Raw genomic sequence first — 17,122 nt, forward strand, 5'->3', positions numbered from 1 at the left:
GCTCCTGAAAGTCATTGAAAAGTTAGACGACGCTGGCAATTTCTTCTTCAGTTAACGGACGATATTCACCGGGGGCTAAATCAGCATCCAGCGTAATGCCGCCAATACGTTCACGATGCAGCTCAACCACATGGTTACCCACGGCGGCGAACATACGTTTCACCTGATGATAACGCCCTTCGCTGATGGTCAGACGAACCTGCGTTGGGGTAATCACTTCCAGCACCGCCGGCTTAGTGAGATCTTTTTCGTTATGCAGCTGCACGCCTTTAGCAAATTGCTCTGCCGTATCGTCAGCTACGGGTGATTCCAGCGTCACCAGATAGGTCTTCTCGCAATGATGGCGCGGGGAAGTAATGCGGTGCGACCACTGACCATCATCTGTCATTAGTACCAGACCGGTGGTATCGATATCCAGACGCCCTGCGGCGTGCAGTTTCCACGCTACCGGTTCATCCAGAAAATAGAGCACCGTTGGGTGATCCGGGTCGTCCGTGGAGCAAACATAGCCCTGAGGCTTATTGAGCATGAAGTAACGTGGACCGTGTTGCTGCGCCAGCGGGTTGCCATCGTAAGCGACATCATGTTCAGGGAGCAGTTTGAACGCTGCATTACGGACGATTTCGCCATCGACCGTGACACGATTGCCGCGGATTTCACGCCCGGCAATAGCACGGCTAACGCCGAGTTGCTGTGCGATAAATTTATCAAGTCGCATGTGTGTGATTTTGCCTGTAAAAAACGGAGGTCGGGTAATTACCCGAAAATCTGAACTGTTGTCTGCCCAGTATAGCGGTCTAATAACTTCCCTCAAGGGAAAAAGATCCGTGGCATACTATTAGCAGAATAATCTACCTACGCGAGACCATGATTTTTACACTCCGCCCATATCAGCAAGAAGCCGTGGATGCCACGCTCAACCATTTTCGTCGTCATAAAACCCCTGCCGTCATCGTGCTGCCCACCGGTGCAGGTAAAAGCCTGGTGATAGCGGAACTGGCGCGGCTGGCTCGTGGTCGCGTGCTGGTGCTGGCACACGTTAAAGAACTGGTGGCGCAAAACCATGCAAAATATCAGGCGCTGGGGCTGGAAGCCGATATTTTTGCCGCCGGGCTAAAGCGCAAAGAGAGCCACGGTAAAGTGGTATTTGGCAGCGTGCAGTCGGTCGCCCGTAATCTTGATGCCTTTCAGGGTGAATTCTCGCTGTTGATTGTCGATGAATGTCACCGTATTGGTGACGATGAAGAGAGCCAGTATCAGCAAATCCTCACTCACCTGACCAAAGTGAATCCCCACTTACGCCTGCTGGGGCTGACTGCCACGCCTTTTCGACTGGGCAAAGGCTGGATTTATCAGTTCCATTATCACGGCATGGTACGCGGGGATGAGAAAGCCCTTTTCCGTGACTGCATTTATGAGCTGCCGCTGCGTTATATGATTAAACACGGCTATCTGACGCCGCCAGAACGGCTGGATATGCCGGTAGTGCAATACGATTTCAGCCGCTTGCAGGCACAGAGTAACGGGCTTTTCAGCGAAGCCGATCTCAACCGCGAGCTGAAAAAACAGCAACGTATTACCCCGCACATCATCAGCCAGATTATGGAGTTCGCCGAAAAGCGTAAAGGAGTGATGATTTTCGCCGCCACCGTTGAACACGCCAAGGAGATAGTGGGACTGCTGCCTGCCGAAGATGCAGCACTGATTACTGGCGACACACCCGGCGCTGAGCGCGATGTGTTAATTGAAGATTTTAAAGCCCAGCGTTTTCGCTATCTGGTCAACGTCGCGGTACTGACCACTGGATTTGACGCCCCGCACGTCGATCTTATTGCTATTCTGCGCCCTACCGAATCGGTGAGTCTTTACCAACAAATTGTCGGGCGCGGTCTGCGTCTCGCTCCAGGCAAGACTGATTGCTTAATTCTTGATTATGCGGGTAACCCTCACGATCTCTACGCGCCGGAAGTTGGTACACCGAAAGGCAAAAGTGACAACGTTCCGGTACAGGTTTTCTGCCCTGCCTGCGGTTTTGCCAACACCTTTTGGGGGAAAACGACCGCCGACGGGACATTGATTGAACACTTTGGTCGCCGCTGTCAGGGATGGTTTGAAGATGACGACGGTCATCGAGAACAGTGTGATTTCCGTTTCCGTTTTAAAAATTGCCCGCAATGTAACGCGGAAAACGATATTGCCGCCCGCCGCTGCCGCGAATGTGACACCGTACTGGTTGATCCGGATGATATGTTAAAAGCGGCGCTACGACTGAAAGACGCGCTGGTATTACGCTGTAGCGGCATGTCTTTGCAGCATGGGCACGACGAGAAAGGCGAATGGTTGAAAATCACCTATTACGATGAAGACGGCGCGGATGTGAGTGAGCGTTTCCGTCTGCAAACGCCCGCTCAGCGTACCGCCTTCGAGCAGCTTTTTATCCGCCCGCATACGCGCACACCGGGCATCCCTCTGCGCTGGATCACCGCCGCCGATATCCTCGCCCAGCAAGCCTTACTGCGACACCCGGATTTTGTCGTCGCCCGCATGAAAGGTCAGTACTGGCAAGTGCGTGAAAAAGTGTTCGATTACGAAGGTCGTTTTCGTCGGGCGCACGAATTACGCGGTTAATGGTAGTTTTGATTGATGTATAAGGCGATTGAGTATAGAATCTCGCCCGCTTTTGCATACGCAAAGCAGATCACTTACCTGTTGCTGGGTCGCCTGTAGCAGGATTAATTTAAGAGAGAAAGAAATGTTTACTATCAACGCAGAAGTACGTAAAGAGCAGGGTAAGGGTGCGAGCCGCCGCCTGCGTGCCGCTAACAAGTTCCCGGCAATCATCTACGGTGGCAAAGAAGCGCCGCTGGCTGTCGAACTGGATCACGACAAAGTCATGAACATGCAAGTTAAAGCTGAATTCTACAGCGAAGTTCTGACCATCGTTGTTGACGGTAAAGAAATCAAAGTTAAAGCTCAGGACGTACAGCGTCACCCGTACAAACCGAAGCTGCTGCACATCGACTTCGTTCGCGCTTAATTGCTGAATAAGTTGTAAAAAACCCCGCTCCGGCGGGGTTTTTTGTCTCTGCAAATTATGCCTGATTACGGTATTGCTATTTTTTGCAGGCCAGATAAGGCGTTCACGCCGCATCTGGCATTCAGAACACAAAACCGATTAATTGCCGCCGGACGTCCGGCGCTGCAATTGATCGCGCAGGTTCGGCGGCGTGCCTTTAATAGTCAGGGTATCGGTCGCCGGATCCCAGAAAATCCGTTCGCCCAACAGCATCGCATCAAAGTTAATAGTCAAGCCACCGCCGCTACCGGCAAACTTCGTCAACTGACGCAGTGTGCTACGGTCTGCCGGGAAGCTCTCTTCCAGTTCGTAGCCTTTTTCAGCCGCAAACTCCGTGAAGCTCACTTCGCTGACGCCTGCCAGCTCTTTCGACAGCGATTCCAGTTCAATCTCTTCACCTGCCTGTAGCTGCTCATTACAGTAGCTATAAACCTGCTGGCGCACGTTCTGTCGCTCTGCTTTATCCAGTTGTGCTTCGGCAGTGAAATCATCGACCGCTTGCAACAGCCCACGGTTTTGCGCTTTCGCGTTTAACCCTTCGCTGGCACCGAGGAAATCCATAAAGAAATCTGCCACTTTGCGCCCTACTCGCCCTTTCAGGAAAGTGAGATAGCGGGTCGACTCTGGATTGGTTTCCCATTCGGTTAAATCGATACGCGCAACAATATCTGCATGATTGATATCAAGATAATGGGTTGGATTGATGTCGAGATTTTCGTTAACGCGCATACTGCTCAGGTTGCTCAGGACTGCCACCAGCAGATACTCCACCGCCAGATAGCGATAGTGGCAAAACAGCACGAATCCACCGTCAGCAAAAGGATATTTCGCTAATTCGTCACGCAGGCGACCGGTTGCCGCGCGGCTAAATGCCAGAAAGTCCTCTTCGCCCTGACGCTGTAAGCGCAGCGTCTGCGCCAGTTCACTCTCTTCGCTAAACAAGCCGTAAGCTTTATTTTTGGCGCTATAGACCCGATGCAGTTCTGCCACCATCTCAACGACGGTTTCCGTCGGTTCCAGCAATGAATCGCGCAACACCAGCTCAAGGTTCTGCTCATCACGCTTGATAAGCTGGTGCAGAGCAATCTGGTTGATATCCAGACTCATGATAAACTCTCCTTTAAGACCGGGCGGTATTCAACCACCGCCGGTTAAGCGACGCAATAAAAGATGGCGGTCATTTTACAGAAGGCAGCGTAACGAGAATGATTTAACGCATAAAAAAGCAGAAAAAAAACCGTTGCTACGGTAATATGTTGCCCTTTCATCAACTAACTGATTTCGATTTATGCCACAAATTTCCCGCTACAGTGATGAACAGGTTGAACAATTGCTCGCAGAGCTGCTCAACGTACTGGAAAAACATAAGGCTCCGACCGACCTTTCCCTGATGGTGTTAGGCAACATGGTCACTAACCTTATCAACACCAGCATTGCCCCGGCCCAACGCCAGGCAATTGCCAACTCTTTTGCCCGCGCCTTACAGTCCTCTATCAACGAAGACAAAGCGCACTAAGGGAAACAGATAACAGGTTATGGTAACTCATCGTCAGCGCTACCGTGAAAAAGTCTCCCAGATGGTCAGTTGGGGGCACTGGTTTGCACTGTTCAATATTCTGCTTTCGCTCGTCATTGGCAGCCGTTACCTGTTTATCGCCGACTGGCCGACAACGCTTGCTGGTCGCATTTATTCCTACGTAAGCATTATCGGCCATTTCAGCTTCCTGGTGTTCGCCACCTACTTGCTGATCCTCTTCCCGCTGACCTTTATCGTCGGCTCCCAGAGGCTGATGAGGTTTTTGTCCGTCATTCTGGCAACGGCGGGAATGACGCTATTACTGATCGATAGCGAAGTCTTTACTCGTTTCCATCTCCATCTTAATCCCATCGTCTGGCAGCTGGTTATCAACCCAGACGAAAATGAGATGGCGCGCGACTGGCAGCTGATGTTCATCAGCGTGCCGGTTATTTTATTGCTTGAACTGGTGTTTGCGACGTGGAGCTGGCAAAAGCTACGCAGCCTGACGCGTCGTCGGCGCTTCGCGCGCCCGCTGGCCGCATTCTTATTTATCGCCTTTATCGCCTCGCATGTGGTGTATATCTGGGCCGATGCCAACTTCTATCGCCCGATCACCATGCAGCGCGCTAACCTGCCTCTTTCGTACCCGATGACGGCGCGACGTTTTCTTGAGAAGCATGGCCTGCTTGATGCGCAGGAATATCAACGCCGTCTTATTGAGCAAGGTAATCCAGACGCCGTTTCCGTTCAGTATCCGTTAAGCGAACTGCGCTATCGCGATATGGGCACCGGGCAGAATGTGCTGTTGATTACTGTCGATGGCCTGAACTACTCACGCTTCGAGAAGCAGATGCCTGCGCTGGCAGGTTTTGCTGAGCAAAATATTTCGTTCACGCGCCATATGAGCTCCGGCAACACTACAGACAACGGCATCTTTGGCCTGTTCTATGGCATCTCGCCGAGCTATATGGATGGCATTCTGTCGACCCGTACGCCTGCGGCGTTAATTACTGCGCTTAATCAGCAAGGATATCAGCTGGGGTTATTCTCGTCAGATGGCTTTACCAGCCCGCTGTATCGCCAGGCATTGTTGTCAGATTTCTCGATGCCAAGCGTACGTACCCAATCCGACGAGCAGACCGCCACGCAGTGGATCAACTGGCTGGGCCGCTACGCACAAGAAGATAACCGCTGGTTCTCGTGGGTTTCTTTCAATGGCACTAACATTGACGACAGCAATCAGCAGGCATTTGCACGGAAATATAGCCGGGCGGCAGGCAATGTCGATGACCAGATCAACCGCGTGCTCAATGCACTGCGTGATTCTGGCAAACTGGACAATACGGTGGTAATTATCACTGCCGGTCGGGGTATTCCGCTGAGCGAAGAGGAAGAAACCTTTGACTGGTCCCACGGTCATCTGCAGGTACCATTAGTGATTCACTGGCCAGGTACGCCGGCGCAGCGTATTAATGCTCTGACTGATCATACCGATCTGATGACGACGCTGATGCAACGCCTGCTACATGTCAGCACACCTGCCAGCGAATATTCGCAAGGTCAGGATTTGTTCAACCCTCAACGCCGTCATTACTGGGTTACCGCCGCGGATAACGATACGCTGGCAATTACCACCCCGAAAAAGACGCTGGTGCTGAACAATAACGGTAAATACCGTACTTACAACTTACGTGGTGAAAGAGTGAAAGATGAAAAACCACAGTTAAGTTTGTTATTGCAAGTACTGACAGACGAGAAGCGTTTTATCGCTAACTGATTAATTATAAATCAGTTAGCAAAATATCTTACTTGCAATCGGTGTGGAAAACGGTAGTATTAGCAGCCACGAGTCGGCACGTAGCGCAGCCTGGTAGCGCACCGTCATGGGGTGTCGGGGGTCGGAGGTTCAAATCCTCTCGTGCCGACCAAAAATCCCAAAAAAACCAACCTTTACGGTTGGTTTTTTTATATCTGCATTTAATTCGATAAACAGACCGCGACACATCACGGCCTGTTTATTTTCTGTTATCAGAACGACCAGACCACACCCGCCTGAGTATTCCACGGTGATTCTACCCCTGCGCCATTGCCATAACTGACTGACAAATGACCGCTTAACGTCGGGGTAAACGATGACCTTATCCCAGCCTGATAAACGCCACGGGTTCCAGCCACATCATTATTAAATTTGCCATCGTCATTAACTTTCACCTGGTTAGAATCGGCGTATTCCTGACGCACGGCGGCTTTCAGCCAGGGTTCCAGCGTCGTACCGTTTTGCAGGTCCATGTGATAGCTTACCGCCGTTCCCGCTTCAGCGCGTAATATCCGGGTATTTCCCACATCCGCGCGCATGCCGTTTGATAACGTGTAGTCCTGACCATCTGTGGTAAAGCCGGTAAAGGCCAGATAGGGTCTAACACTCCACAATCCGTCAACCCAACGGAACCCGCTCTCAACATGAGCACCCGCGCCGTTACTATTGTAATCGCCAAACGCTGTTGCCCCATTACTCATCTTGCCATGGATGGTGTTGGCAAAACGGTCAACTTTCACCACCCCATCAACATAGGCACCGTTCTGATGCTCCCAACCGGCATAAGCCCCCAGGGTGTAGCTATCGACATTGCCTTTGCCGCCGCGATCAAAACCAATATCAGAATGAGAGTAACCAAAGAACAAGCCGCGAATTGTACTGCTTTCTTCACGGGAGAAACGGCTATCGATACCGAGCGTCAGCCCCGTCAATGTTTGCTCAAAGCCAGCTCCCGCATCAGTGGTCACGTTGTTGCGGGTGTTAATTGCCGAACTCCACATCGCCGTATCGTAATTAACGCCTTTTACGCTACCAAGACGCTCACGCACGGTGTCCAGTTCTGCATCAAATACCAGCGGTTGTGCTGCCGCCATATTCAGCACATCAGTGGTTGAAGGGGTAATTTGCGCGCGATTCTCTGCGAGGCTCCAGCTATGGTTGCCATTATCCAGCAAGGTATATTCATACGTACCGATATCAACAACGCCTCCGGCATTGCCCAACGTAAATGCAGCATCACCGCCGCCCGTTGTTACCAGTGTAAGGCTATCACCTGCTGCCGGGCTGGCACCGGTGTCCGTAACGAATATTTTGAAATCACCTGTTGCCTGACCGGTGACGTTGAGCTGATCGCTCTGATGATTAGCCATATCGGTACGCATATAAAAATTGCCGTTTCCCGATAGGGTATTGGTGGTCAACGTAGTGAAATTTTCCGCACTTGCCGTCACAGATGAACGAGTCACTGGCTCAGCCATCATAATCACATTTGCGCCAGACATCGCAAGGTTGGCTAAGTTGAGGCGAGTGTTTTGGTTCGTCGTAGTGATATCGGCAATGATGGTCCATGCGCTATTTTCGAGCGAAACATCCGCTTTGCTGGTATCCACGGCTCCATGCGTTCTAAAAGAAGCGCCCTCAGAAACCACTACCTTACCCACCAACATAGCGGGTGCATAATTTATTTGCGGCTTCATGACCTCAAGAATGCCATCATTCCCTCTGACTGAAACGTTAACCATCGTGCCAGCCCAGACATTAGCGCGGCCATTGTTGATAACCATATTTTCAGAGATGGCTTTAGAGGAATACGTTATACATCCATTCTGATCTGATCGACCGAGATCATATACCGCATTTGCCTGCACTCTCGTACCAGTATCCTTTCCCAGCGATTGCATAGTGGCATGCTCATCAAGGATAGTGTCAATGGCCTGCGTGTCCTCCATAACAATAAGCCCGGAACCATCATCCAGCTCATAATTTTTTGACACGCCATCTTTTATACTAAATTGGCCTTTACTGTTTGTACCACTCACTTCCAGCGCATTCGTTGAGACAATTAATTTTCCGCCTGCTTTTTTATCAACGCCAGTTGCAGTCCCGCCATCCATAACCTCCAGTAAGCCGCCACTATCCACAGTGGTATTATAAGCGAAGTCATTTTCTTCAACTCGCAAACTTCCGCCGTTTTCCAACAGCATATTATTAGCAATACCATCCTTGATATCGAACTGACCGAGACGGTTTGTTCCGAATACCTCCATGGCCCGGGTGGTTGTTTTAATCGCACCGCCTGCTTTCTGATCTACCGCAAATGCTAATCCCCCCTCTTTAACCTCCAGTAATCCTCCCTTTTCGATAGCGGCAAAGACGGTAATCCCATCTTTTTCAATAATTAAGCGCCCGCCTTTAATGGTAGTATCATTCGCTGCGCCATAAACCTGTAGCACACCATTATTGAGGGTAGTCTGGTTTGCCGCGCCACCCATTTGAACAATTTGATAACCATCATTTAATACTGAGTATTCTGCGGTGCCATTCATTTCAATGTACTGATACCCGCCGTTAATTTCAGTATTACTACTTATACCAAATTCTTTAATATGCTGTTCTCCGCCAGGATTGATTTTCGTATTATTGGCGGTCCCATAAACCAGCTGGATATCTTTTTCCAGGACAACACCATCAACTGTCTCACCATACTCAACTGTTGATGCCAATGCTATGGGTGAATATAACGCTGTAGCCACCAGAACAGATATTGCGGAACGACAAAGAGAAACAGAACCAGATTGATGCATTGAGCTTTCATCCTATGAAATTAATTGCTGTTAAAAGCATTGGGTAAAGAAAATACCCATAGCTCCATACCCGGAGTCAGTTTTTAAAAACTGTTTAAAGAAATGCACAAGTATTGTGATTGATTTTTTAGTTGTTTTTCTTGATGAGAAGCTGATGCAAAATTCCGTCTTTATAATGAAAATGATGCCAAAGCGAACGACAAGGTTGTAGTTTTCACTACATGTCCATACATAAAATGGGGTAACATTCACGCGCCTGGTAGCGTTACCAACGCTACGCTCAAACATAATGATTCTAATAAAACCTCAGGAGACTACTATGCCTGAAGCAACGCCTTTTCAGGTGATGATTGTGGATGATCATCCACTTATGCGACGCGGTGTTCGTCAGTTACTGGAGCTTGATCCTGGCTTTGAAGTGGTCGCCGAAGCGGGCGACGGCGCGAGCGCGATCGATCTGGCGAATAGACTGGATATCGACGTGATCTTGCTGGATCTCAATATGAAAGGTATGAGTGGCCTGGATACCCTCAATGCCTTGCGCAGGGATGGCGTTACCGCGCAAATTATTATCCTGACTGTATCAGATGCCTCCAGCGATGTCTTTGCGCTGATAGACGCAGGCGCAGACGGTTATCTGTTGAAAGATAGCGACCCGGAAGTGTTGCTGGAAGCGATTCGTGCCGGAGCGAAAGGCAGCAAAGTCTTTAGCGAACGCGTCAATCAGTACTTACGTGAACGTGAAATGTTTGGCGCGGAAGAAGATCCCTTCAGCGTGCTGACGGAGCGCGAGCTGGATGTTCTGCACGAGCTGGCACAGGGGCTGTCAAATAAACAGATTGCCTCGGTGTTGAATATTTCCGAGCAGACAGTAAAAGTACACATTCGCAATCTGCTGCGTAAACTCAATGTCCGCTCACGCGTGGCGGCCACCATTCTGTTCCTGCAACAACGCGGGGCACAATAAAAATAGCCCGATGGCATCACCATCGGGCCTCTTTTTATTTACTCTCCTGCGGCGACAAATGTTGCATCGCCTGCGCGATACTACGTTCAATCACTGCACGGCGAGTATCGTTGGCAGGTAAGAGTTTCAACATCATCTCCCACGCGGCAACCGCTTCGCCAAATCGCTGCTGCTCAAAGGCATTAAACGCATACATGCTTAACACACGGATATTGCTATGGTCCGTTCTCACCAACTGGCGTAGCAGTTCACCACCGAGGCGGTTGTCGTTGGGATCAGATGAACGTGTCAACGCTTCAGCGTATCCGAGCGCCGCATCACTGTTCTTCGGATCGAGGCGATATGCAGTAGCGTATGCATCGGTGGCAATACTGGCGTTACCCAGCGCCATGCCAACGCGGCCCAACATAATCCAGCCTTCTATATCTCCCGGATTTTTTTGCAGTTGAGTACGCATCCCCAGCGCCAGGCGCGACATCTCTTCTTCGTTGAGCGGATCGGCTTTCGGATCCAGCGCCCTGTCCAGTAACGCCGGAGCCTGTGCCGTGGCCTGCTGCCAGATTTTCACCTGCTGATAATTGCCCGTCTGGTAGTAGCTGACGCCAGCCACAATTAACGCCACCACAATACCCGGCAGATAAACAATATATCCGGCACGCTTACCTTCCGGCACGCTTTGTTCAGGAAACGCGTCCGGCACCACGCGTACCCGACGCCGCGAGCGGGCGTATATGACCCAACCGCCAATGCCAATAGCCACTACCGGAAGCACCCACAGCAGCATGGTCAGCGGCGTTAACGGCGGATCGTAAGTGACGAAGTTGCCGTAACGCGCCACCATATAATCGACAATCTCTTTTTTACTTTTACCTTCCTGCATCAGTTCATACACTTTCTGGCGCAGGTCGGTGGCAATCATCGAGTTGGAATCGGCAATGCTGTTGTTCTGGCATTTCGGGCAGCGTAGTTCTTCAGTGAGTTGCCGGAACTGCTGCTCCTGCGCTTCATCCTTAAACTGCAACACGTCGATGGTCGCCAGCGCTGAGCCGGAGATCATCAGCATCAGCACGCCCAATAAAAACCTCATTGTGCGGCCTCCTTACTGTATTTCTCCCACAGCGGCTTGATCTCTTCTTCCCAGACGCGAGGATTGAGATCGCCCGCATGGCGATAGCGAATGATGCCGTTGCCGTCGATGAGGAACGTTTCTGGCGCGCCATAGACACCGAGATCCAGTCCTAACATGCCGTCGCCATCAAACAGGCTTAGTGCGTAAGGATTGCCCAGCTCTTTCAGCCAGCTGATTGCCTTCTGGCGATCGTCTTTATAGTTCATGCCGACCACGCGGATGCCCTGCGCAGAAAGCTGATTCAGATATTGATGTTCCGCACGGCAGGTCGGACACCAGGTCGCCCAGACGTTAAGCAGCACTGGTTTGCCCTGAGTCAGCACATCCGCCTGATAAAACTGCCCCGGATTGTCCAGTGATTCGAGGCGAAACTTCGGCACCGGCTTGCCAATGAGCGCCGATTCCAGATTGGTCGGATCATCCCCTTCGGCATTACGCGCCAGCTGCCACAGTAGCGCCGCGGCAATCGCCAGGAAGATAATCAACGGAATTAACAATACTTTGCGCTTCATACAGCCTCCGGCGCAGTTTTTTGCGGACTCACGCGCTTACGATAGCGAGGATCAAACAGACACAGCAGTCCGCCCAACGCCATCATCAGCCCGCCCGCCCAAATCCAGCGAACAAACGGTTTGTAGTAAAGACGCACAGCCCACGCGCCGTTTTCCAGCTCTTCACCGAGCGCGGCGTACAGGTCACGCGTGATGCCACCGTCAATCGCCGCTTCGGTCATCATCGACCCGGCAGTGTTGTAATAACGTTTTTCCGCATACAGCACTGTTTCCGGCTTGCCATCGCGCGTTACGCCGATAGTCGCCACACCGCCACGCCAGTTCGGACCAGTCACCTCTTTGACATCACGGAAAGTGAAGCGATATTCATGAATATCGACGCTATCGCCGGACTTCATGCGCACATCACGCTCAACGCTATAGTTCTGACTAAAAGCAATGCCAACAATTGTCACTGCCAGCCCCAGGTGAGCCGCCACCATTCCCCAATAACTGAAGGTGGTTTTCGTACCGCGTGAAATACGCAGCGCAGCTTCCGCAATTGCCAGCACCGCAATCCAGCAGGCCATTGCCAGGCCGAGCACCGTCATCGCCACAACTTTGCTTTCGAACAGCCACGGCAACAGCAGAGACAGCACCAGCGTAGAGATAAAGGCGAAAATCAATAAATTGCGGATCTTACGTGGGCGATCGCGCCCCCAGCGCACCAGAGGACCGACACCAAGCAGTAGCGCAAACGGCACCATCAGCCAGGTAAACATGGTGTTGAAGAACGGTTCGCCAATCGAAATACTGCCCAGTCCCAGTTGCTTGTGCACCAGCGGCAGCAACGTCCCCAGCAACACCACCAGCATCGCGGCGACCAGCAAAACGTTGTTCGCTAACAGCAAAGATTCCCGCGACCACAGTGCATTGTTTACGCGTGAGCGAACTTTGTGTCCACGCGCGGCAAAAAGCAGCAGCGAACCGCCAATCACCAGCACCATAAAGGCGAGGATAAACATACCGCGTGCCGGATCAGACGCAAACGCGTGTACCGATACCAGTACGCCGGAACGCACCAGGAAAGTCCCCAGCAGACACAACGAGAAGGCACTGATTGCCAGCAGTAATGTCCACGCTTTGAAGCTGGCGCGTTGTTCAGTGACCGCCAGTGAGTGCATCAGCGCAGTCCCCACCAGCCACGGCATAAACGAGGCGTTTTCTACCGGATCCCAGAACCACCAGCCACCCCAGCCGAGTTCGTAATAGGCCCATGCGGAACCAAGCACAATGCCGAGCGTCAGGAAAATCCACGCTGCCAGCGTCCACGGACGAGTAAAACGCGCATAAGTGCTGTCCAGACGCCCACTCAACAAAGAAGCAATGGCGAAAGCAAACGCCACCGAGAAACCGACGTACCCCATATAGAGCAGAGGCGGATGGAAGATCAGCCCCGGATCCTGCAACAGCGGGTTAAGATCGCGCCCTTCAATCGGGAAATTCGGCAGCGTGCGTGAGAATGGGTTAGAGGTAAATAGAATGAACAGCAAAAAGCCGACACTGACCATCCCCATTATCGCCAGTACGCGGGCCACAATATCCAGCGGAATACGCTGACTAAAAATCGCCACCGCAAAGGTCCAGCCGCTCATCAGCAGCACCCACAGCAGCAGTGAGCCTTCATGTGCGCCCCAGGTAGCCGCCACGCGATACCACACCGGAAGCTGGGTATTGGAGTTGCTGGCAACATAGGTGACGGTAAAGTCGTTGACCACGAAGGCATTGACCAGTACCAGAAATGCGCCAGCCACAGACATAAACAGCAGCCAGGCAAACAAGCGGGAAGACGCCATCATGCGCGCATCTCCGCGCGCTACGCCCCATAGCGGATACACGGACAGCAGCAGCGCAATCCCTAACGCCAGGCACAGCAGCCCGTTACCAATTTCCGGCATCATGATGCTGGGTCCTTATAAACACTCGCCGGGCGACGGTGGTTAGCTTCCATCGCTTTCTCAACTTCTGGCGGCGTATAGTTTTCATCATGTTTCGCCAGCACTTCTTTCGCGAGGATATGATTGCCTTTTTCCAGCTCGCCCTGCACTACAACGCCCTGCCCTTCACGGAACAGATCCGGCAAAATGCCTTCGTAAGAGACATCTACTGAACCTTCAGCGTCGTAAATGGTGAAAGTTACTTTTAGCGAATTGGGATCGCGCTGCACACTCCCCGGCATCACCATCCCGCCAACGCGCAGACGCTGACCGACTTCCGGCATTTGCTGAGTTTCACGCTTGCCGTAGAGAATTTCCCCCGGCGTATAAAAGAGATCGATATTCGAGCGCAGCGCATACAGCACCAGACCGATAGTCAGCGCCAGCCCCGCCAACACGGCACAGGCAATCCACAAGCGGTTTTTACGGCGAATATTCATGCAGCCTCCTGCTGTTGCGCAGCACGTAAACGCGCCTCACGCGCCCGCTGTTGCGCCACGCCACGCAGAATTGCGCGATGCTGCATCACCGAGTGCACGACCAAAACCACCAGCGGAATAACGGTCATCACCACCGCCAGCCAGACAAAAAAGGCGTAACCGCCCATTGCGAAAAATTCATTCCAGGAAGCAAATGCAGGGGTCATTTACGGCCTCTTTTCAGTATCAGTTCACTCACCCACGGACGGCGTTTTTCCATCAGCAAAATCAAATTACGCATCCGCATCAGCGTCAGCGTGGCAGACAGCAGCAGGAAGCCAAAAATCGACCAGCGCAGCGGCGAACGCATCGCCGGATCGATACTTTGCTGCATCCGCGTTGATCCCTGATGCAGGGTGTTCCACCACTCCACGGAGTAATGAATAATCGGCAGATTCACCACGCCAATTAGCACCAGAATACCTGCCGCACGGCCCGCCAGACGGCGGTCGTCGAAGGCGTGCCACAGGGCAATTACACCAACATACAGAAACAGCAGCACCAGTTCAGAAGTCAGACGTGCATCCCATACCCACCAGGTGCCCCACATCGGTTTTCCCCATGCAGAGCCGGTAACCAGGGCAATAAAGGTAAACACGGCACCAATGGGGGCCATCGCCGCTACCGCCAGGTTGGCCATTTTCATCTGCCAGACAAGGCCAATAAAAGCCGCCACCGCCATTGATGCATAAATGCCCATCGACCAGATCGCCGCAGGCACATGCAGGTAGATAATGCGGTAGCTATTTCCCTGCTGATAATCAGCCGGAGCAAAGCCGAATCCCCAGATCCAGCCAACGGTAAGCACGACCACACTGGCAATTGCCAGCCACGGTATAAACCAGCCACAGATTTGATACAGCCGTGGTGGGATCGCCAGTTGATGCAGTGTTTTCCACATAGTTTCGATACCAGACTCGAACAAAAATCAGTAATCCAGCGTTATTGAATGCTGATTCGTAACGCTGCCGCCGTCGCAAAAGGACTTAATGTCGCGGTGCCTGCCAGCAACGCGCCTAAAATTGCCAGATACCCGTCAACGGGCAAATGCATGGAAGCCGCGTCCATCGCGGCGGTGGCAAAGATGAGTAATGGGATAGTCAGCGGTAACACCAGTATGCTGAGCAGCACACCACCGCGCTTAAGTCCCACTGTCAGCGCCACGCCCGGTGCACCGAGAAAGCCAAGCGTAGGCGTTCCCAGCAGCAGCGTCAGCGCCATCACTTGCCAGCCATAAACATCCATTCCCAGTAGCATTGCTACCAGTGGCGAAAGGATGAGTAACGGCAGACCGGTTACCATCCAGTGCGCCATCACCTTCGCCAGCACAACGGCGGGCAAGGGTAACGGCAACAACATCAATTGTTCAAGACTGCCGTCCTGCAAATCGTCACGGAACAGACGCTCCAGTGCCAGCAAGGATGAAAGCAGCGCAGCAACCCAGATAACGCCCGGTGCAATACGCGCCAGCAGTTGCGGCTCCGGACCGATACTGAGCGGAAAAAGGGTAATGACAATCAGGAAGAACCACAGCGGGTTGGCGATTTCGGCGCTGTGGCGAAACGCTACGCGCAGCTCAAGACGGAAAATGCGCCAGAACATCATGCGGCCCTCGTTTGCGTCAGTGAAATGCGGCGAATTTTACTTTCAGCAACGTTGAGCGGCTGGTGGGTAGTCAGAATCACAATCCCCCCCTGCTCCGTATGCTGCGCCATACGCTGGGTCAGACGATCGACGCCGTTAACGTCAATCGCGGTAAAAGGCTCGTCGAGGATCCATAACGTGGCACGGGTCAGCCACAGACGCGCTAAAGCGACGCGGCGTTGTTGCCCGGCAGAAAGTTGATTTACCGGAATATCTTCGAATCCGGCAAGCCCAGCCTGCGCCAGGGCTTCCAGACATTGTGCGGTATCGCCATCGCGATGATAAAAGTGCAGATTTTCTAACGCCGTCAGCCGGGTTTTGATCCCCGGCTGATGGCCTATCCATAACAGGTTTTGATGGTAGCTGTCGCGTACCTGATGCAAGGGCTGCCCTTGCCAGAGAACGTCACCCGCATCAGGGCGAGACAACCCCGTCAGCAAACGGAGAAGCGTTGTCTTCCCCGCGCCGTTGCTACCGGTGATTTGTACCCACTCTCCTGCGTTCAGCGTAAATGACAAGCCACTAAATAAGGTTCGTTCATCCCGCTCGCAAAGTAACTCTCTGGCTTCAAGCATACCCACGCAATAACCCTGTTAAAAACCTGGCTCGACTTCGCGCATATCGGGCAGCTTGTGCGCTATCCCTTTATGGCAATCAATACAGGTTTGCCCATCTTTCACCGCCTGGTCATGCATCTTCGCGGCAACCGATTTCTGGGCGGTTGTATCCATATACTCGAAGTTGTGACAGTTACGGCACTCCTGCGAGTTATTGTCCTTCATGCGCCGCCACTCATTCTGTGCCATCGTCAGGCGATGAGCTTCAAATTTCTGCGGCGTGTCAATAACGCCAAAAATTTTACCATACAGCTCTTTACTTGCTTTGAGCTTGCGTATCATCTTCGGCACAAACTCGTGCGGAACGTGACAATCCGGACAGGTCGCACGAACGCCGCTACGGTTGTTGTAGTGCACGGAATCCATGTATTCCTGATACACCGTGTTACGCATTTCGTGGCAGCTAATGCAGAACTCTTCGGTATTGGCTTTTTCCATCCCGGTGTTAAAGCCGCCCCAGAAGACGATGCCGCCAACAAAGCCGATCAACAGCAGCGTCCCCAGCGCCAGACGGCTGGGGGTACGCCACCATTTCCACAGGCGCTTAATCAGACCAGGCTTACGGTCAGAATTTCCCATAATA

Annotated in this window: 17 protein-coding genes and 1 tRNA gene; 6 read left to right on the forward strand and 12 right to left on the reverse strand. The window is 52.2% G+C overall.

What is annotated here, in order from left to right; translation table 11 throughout:
- Positions 1-22: 22 nt before the first annotated feature.
- Positions 23-718 carry a 16S rRNA pseudouridine(516) synthase RsuA gene (rsuA, locus tag ACJHWK_RS00340; RefSeq protein WP_001234850.1) on the reverse strand — a complete coding sequence of 232 codons (696 nt, stop codon included), beginning with the start codon at positions 716-718 and terminating at the stop codon, positions 23-25.
- A 149-nt stretch (positions 719-867) separates the two neighbouring features.
- On the opposite strand from rsuA, the gene ACJHWK_RS00345 reads away from it, so the two are divergent.
- Together ACJHWK_RS00345 and rplY are read left to right on the forward strand one after the other, a co-directional pair.
- A complete protein-coding gene (locus tag ACJHWK_RS00345; RefSeq protein ID WP_000578079.1) occupies positions 868-2,628 on the forward strand; it encodes a DEAD/DEAH box helicase in 1,761 nt (586 codons plus the stop codon).
- A 124-nt stretch (positions 2,629-2,752) separates the two neighbouring features.
- Positions 2,753-3,037: a 50S ribosomal protein L25 gene (gene rplY / locus ACJHWK_RS00350; RefSeq protein ID WP_000494186.1), complete on the forward strand. Its 285-nt coding sequence runs from the start codon at positions 2,753-2,755 to the stop codon at positions 3,035-3,037.
- Between the two features lie 138 nt (positions 3,038-3,175).
- On the opposite strand, the gene yejK is transcribed toward rplY, so the two are convergent.
- A complete protein-coding gene (gene yejK, locus ACJHWK_RS00355; RefSeq protein WP_000050789.1) occupies positions 3,176-4,183 on the reverse strand; it encodes a nucleoid-associated protein YejK in 1,008 nt (335 codons plus the stop codon).
- Positions 4,184-4,364: 181 nt separating this feature from the next.
- Between yejK and ACJHWK_RS00360 the strand changes: the two genes are divergently transcribed.
- The 3 genes from ACJHWK_RS00360 (at position 4,365) to ACJHWK_RS00370 (ending at position 6,523) form a co-directional block, all read left to right on the forward strand.
- Positions 4,365-4,592 carry a YejL family protein gene (locus ACJHWK_RS00360; protein ID WP_001135667.1) on the forward strand — a complete coding sequence of 76 codons (228 nt, stop codon included), beginning with the start codon at positions 4,365-4,367 and terminating at the stop codon, positions 4,590-4,592.
- A gap of 19 nt (positions 4,593-4,611) precedes the next feature.
- The gene (gene yejM, locus ACJHWK_RS00365; protein ID WP_000256203.1) at positions 4,612-6,372 is read left to right on the forward strand and encodes an LPS biosynthesis-modulating metalloenzyme YejM; all 1,761 of its coding nucleotides are present in this window, start codon (positions 4,612-4,614) and stop codon (positions 6,370-6,372) included.
- 74 nt (positions 6,373-6,446) lie between these two features.
- Positions 6,447-6,523: transfer RNA gene (locus tag ACJHWK_RS00370), tRNA-Pro, on the forward strand.
- A gap of 100 nt (positions 6,524-6,623) precedes the next feature.
- On the opposite strand, the gene yejO is transcribed toward ACJHWK_RS00370, so the two are convergent.
- Positions 6,624-9,215: an autotransporter YejO gene (gene yejO, locus ACJHWK_RS00375; protein WP_123000197.1), complete on the reverse strand. Its 2,592-nt coding sequence runs from the start codon at positions 9,213-9,215 to the stop codon at positions 6,624-6,626.
- A 319-nt stretch (positions 9,216-9,534) separates the two neighbouring features.
- Here yejO and narP point away from each other — a divergent pair, with 319 nt between their 5' ends.
- Positions 9,535-10,182 carry a nitrate/nitrite response regulator protein NarP gene (gene narP / locus ACJHWK_RS00380; RefSeq protein ID WP_001113637.1) on the forward strand — a complete coding sequence of 216 codons (648 nt, stop codon included), beginning with the start codon at positions 9,535-9,537 and terminating at the stop codon, positions 10,180-10,182.
- Positions 10,183-10,216: 34 nt separating this feature from the next.
- Here the strand turns inward: narP and ccmH are convergent, their stop codons facing one another.
- Genes ccmH through napC form a run of 9 tightly spaced genes read right to left on the reverse strand, consistent with a single transcriptional unit; the run spans position 10,217 to position 17,118 of the window.
- The gene (ccmH, locus tag ACJHWK_RS00385) at positions 10,217-11,269 is read right to left on the reverse strand and encodes a cytochrome c-type biogenesis thiol:disulfide oxidoreductase CcmH (protein WP_001211549.1); all 1,053 of its coding nucleotides are present in this window, start codon (positions 11,267-11,269) and stop codon (positions 10,217-10,219) included.
- Complete coding sequence (dsbE, locus tag ACJHWK_RS00390) at positions 11,266-11,823, reverse strand: thiol:disulfide interchange protein DsbE (protein ID WP_000824439.1); 558 nt, start codon at positions 11,821-11,823, stop codon at positions 11,266-11,268. Before dsbE ends, ccmH begins: the two co-directional genes overlap by 4 nt.
- Positions 11,820-13,763 (reverse strand): cytochrome c-type biogenesis heme lyase CcmF, encoded by a 1,944-nt coding sequence (gene ccmF / locus ACJHWK_RS00395; protein ID WP_001520870.1) that lies wholly within the window; start codon positions 13,761-13,763, stop codon positions 11,820-11,822. Before ccmF ends, dsbE begins: the two co-directional genes overlap by 4 nt.
- Complete coding sequence (ccmE, locus tag ACJHWK_RS00400; protein ID WP_001026418.1) at positions 13,760-14,239, reverse strand: cytochrome c maturation protein CcmE; 480 nt, start codon at positions 14,237-14,239, stop codon at positions 13,760-13,762. The genes ccmF and ccmE overlap by 4 nt, the downstream gene beginning before the upstream one ends.
- Positions 14,236-14,445: a heme exporter protein CcmD gene (gene ccmD, locus ACJHWK_RS00405; protein ID WP_000186540.1), complete on the reverse strand. Its 210-nt coding sequence runs from the start codon at positions 14,443-14,445 to the stop codon at positions 14,236-14,238. Before ccmD ends, ccmE begins: the two co-directional genes overlap by 4 nt.
- Positions 14,442-15,179 (reverse strand): heme exporter protein CcmC, encoded by a 738-nt coding sequence (gene ccmC, locus ACJHWK_RS00410; protein WP_001295447.1) that lies wholly within the window; start codon positions 15,177-15,179, stop codon positions 14,442-14,444. The genes ccmD and ccmC overlap by 4 nt, the downstream gene beginning before the upstream one ends.
- 41 nt (positions 15,180-15,220) lie before the next feature.
- Positions 15,221-15,883, reverse strand: a complete 663-nt coding sequence (ccmB, locus tag ACJHWK_RS00415) for a heme exporter protein CcmB (RefSeq protein WP_000971741.1) — start codon at positions 15,881-15,883, stop codon at positions 15,221-15,223.
- The gene (gene ccmA, locus ACJHWK_RS00420) at positions 15,880-16,503 is read right to left on the reverse strand and encodes a cytochrome c biogenesis heme-transporting ATPase CcmA (protein ID WP_000525568.1); all 624 of its coding nucleotides are present in this window, start codon (positions 16,501-16,503) and stop codon (positions 15,880-15,882) included. The genes ccmB and ccmA overlap by 4 nt, the downstream gene beginning before the upstream one ends.
- A 12-nt stretch (positions 16,504-16,515) precedes the next feature.
- Positions 16,516-17,118, reverse strand: a complete 603-nt coding sequence (gene napC / locus ACJHWK_RS00425; protein ID WP_000528376.1) for a cytochrome c-type protein NapC — start codon at positions 17,116-17,118, stop codon at positions 16,516-16,518.
- Positions 17,119-17,122 lie beyond the last annotated feature (4 nt).

It is taken from the genome of Escherichia sp. WS547, from assembly GCF_046486065.1.
Taxonomy (GTDB): domain Bacteria; phylum Pseudomonadota; class Gammaproteobacteria; order Enterobacterales; family Enterobacteriaceae; genus Escherichia; species Escherichia coli.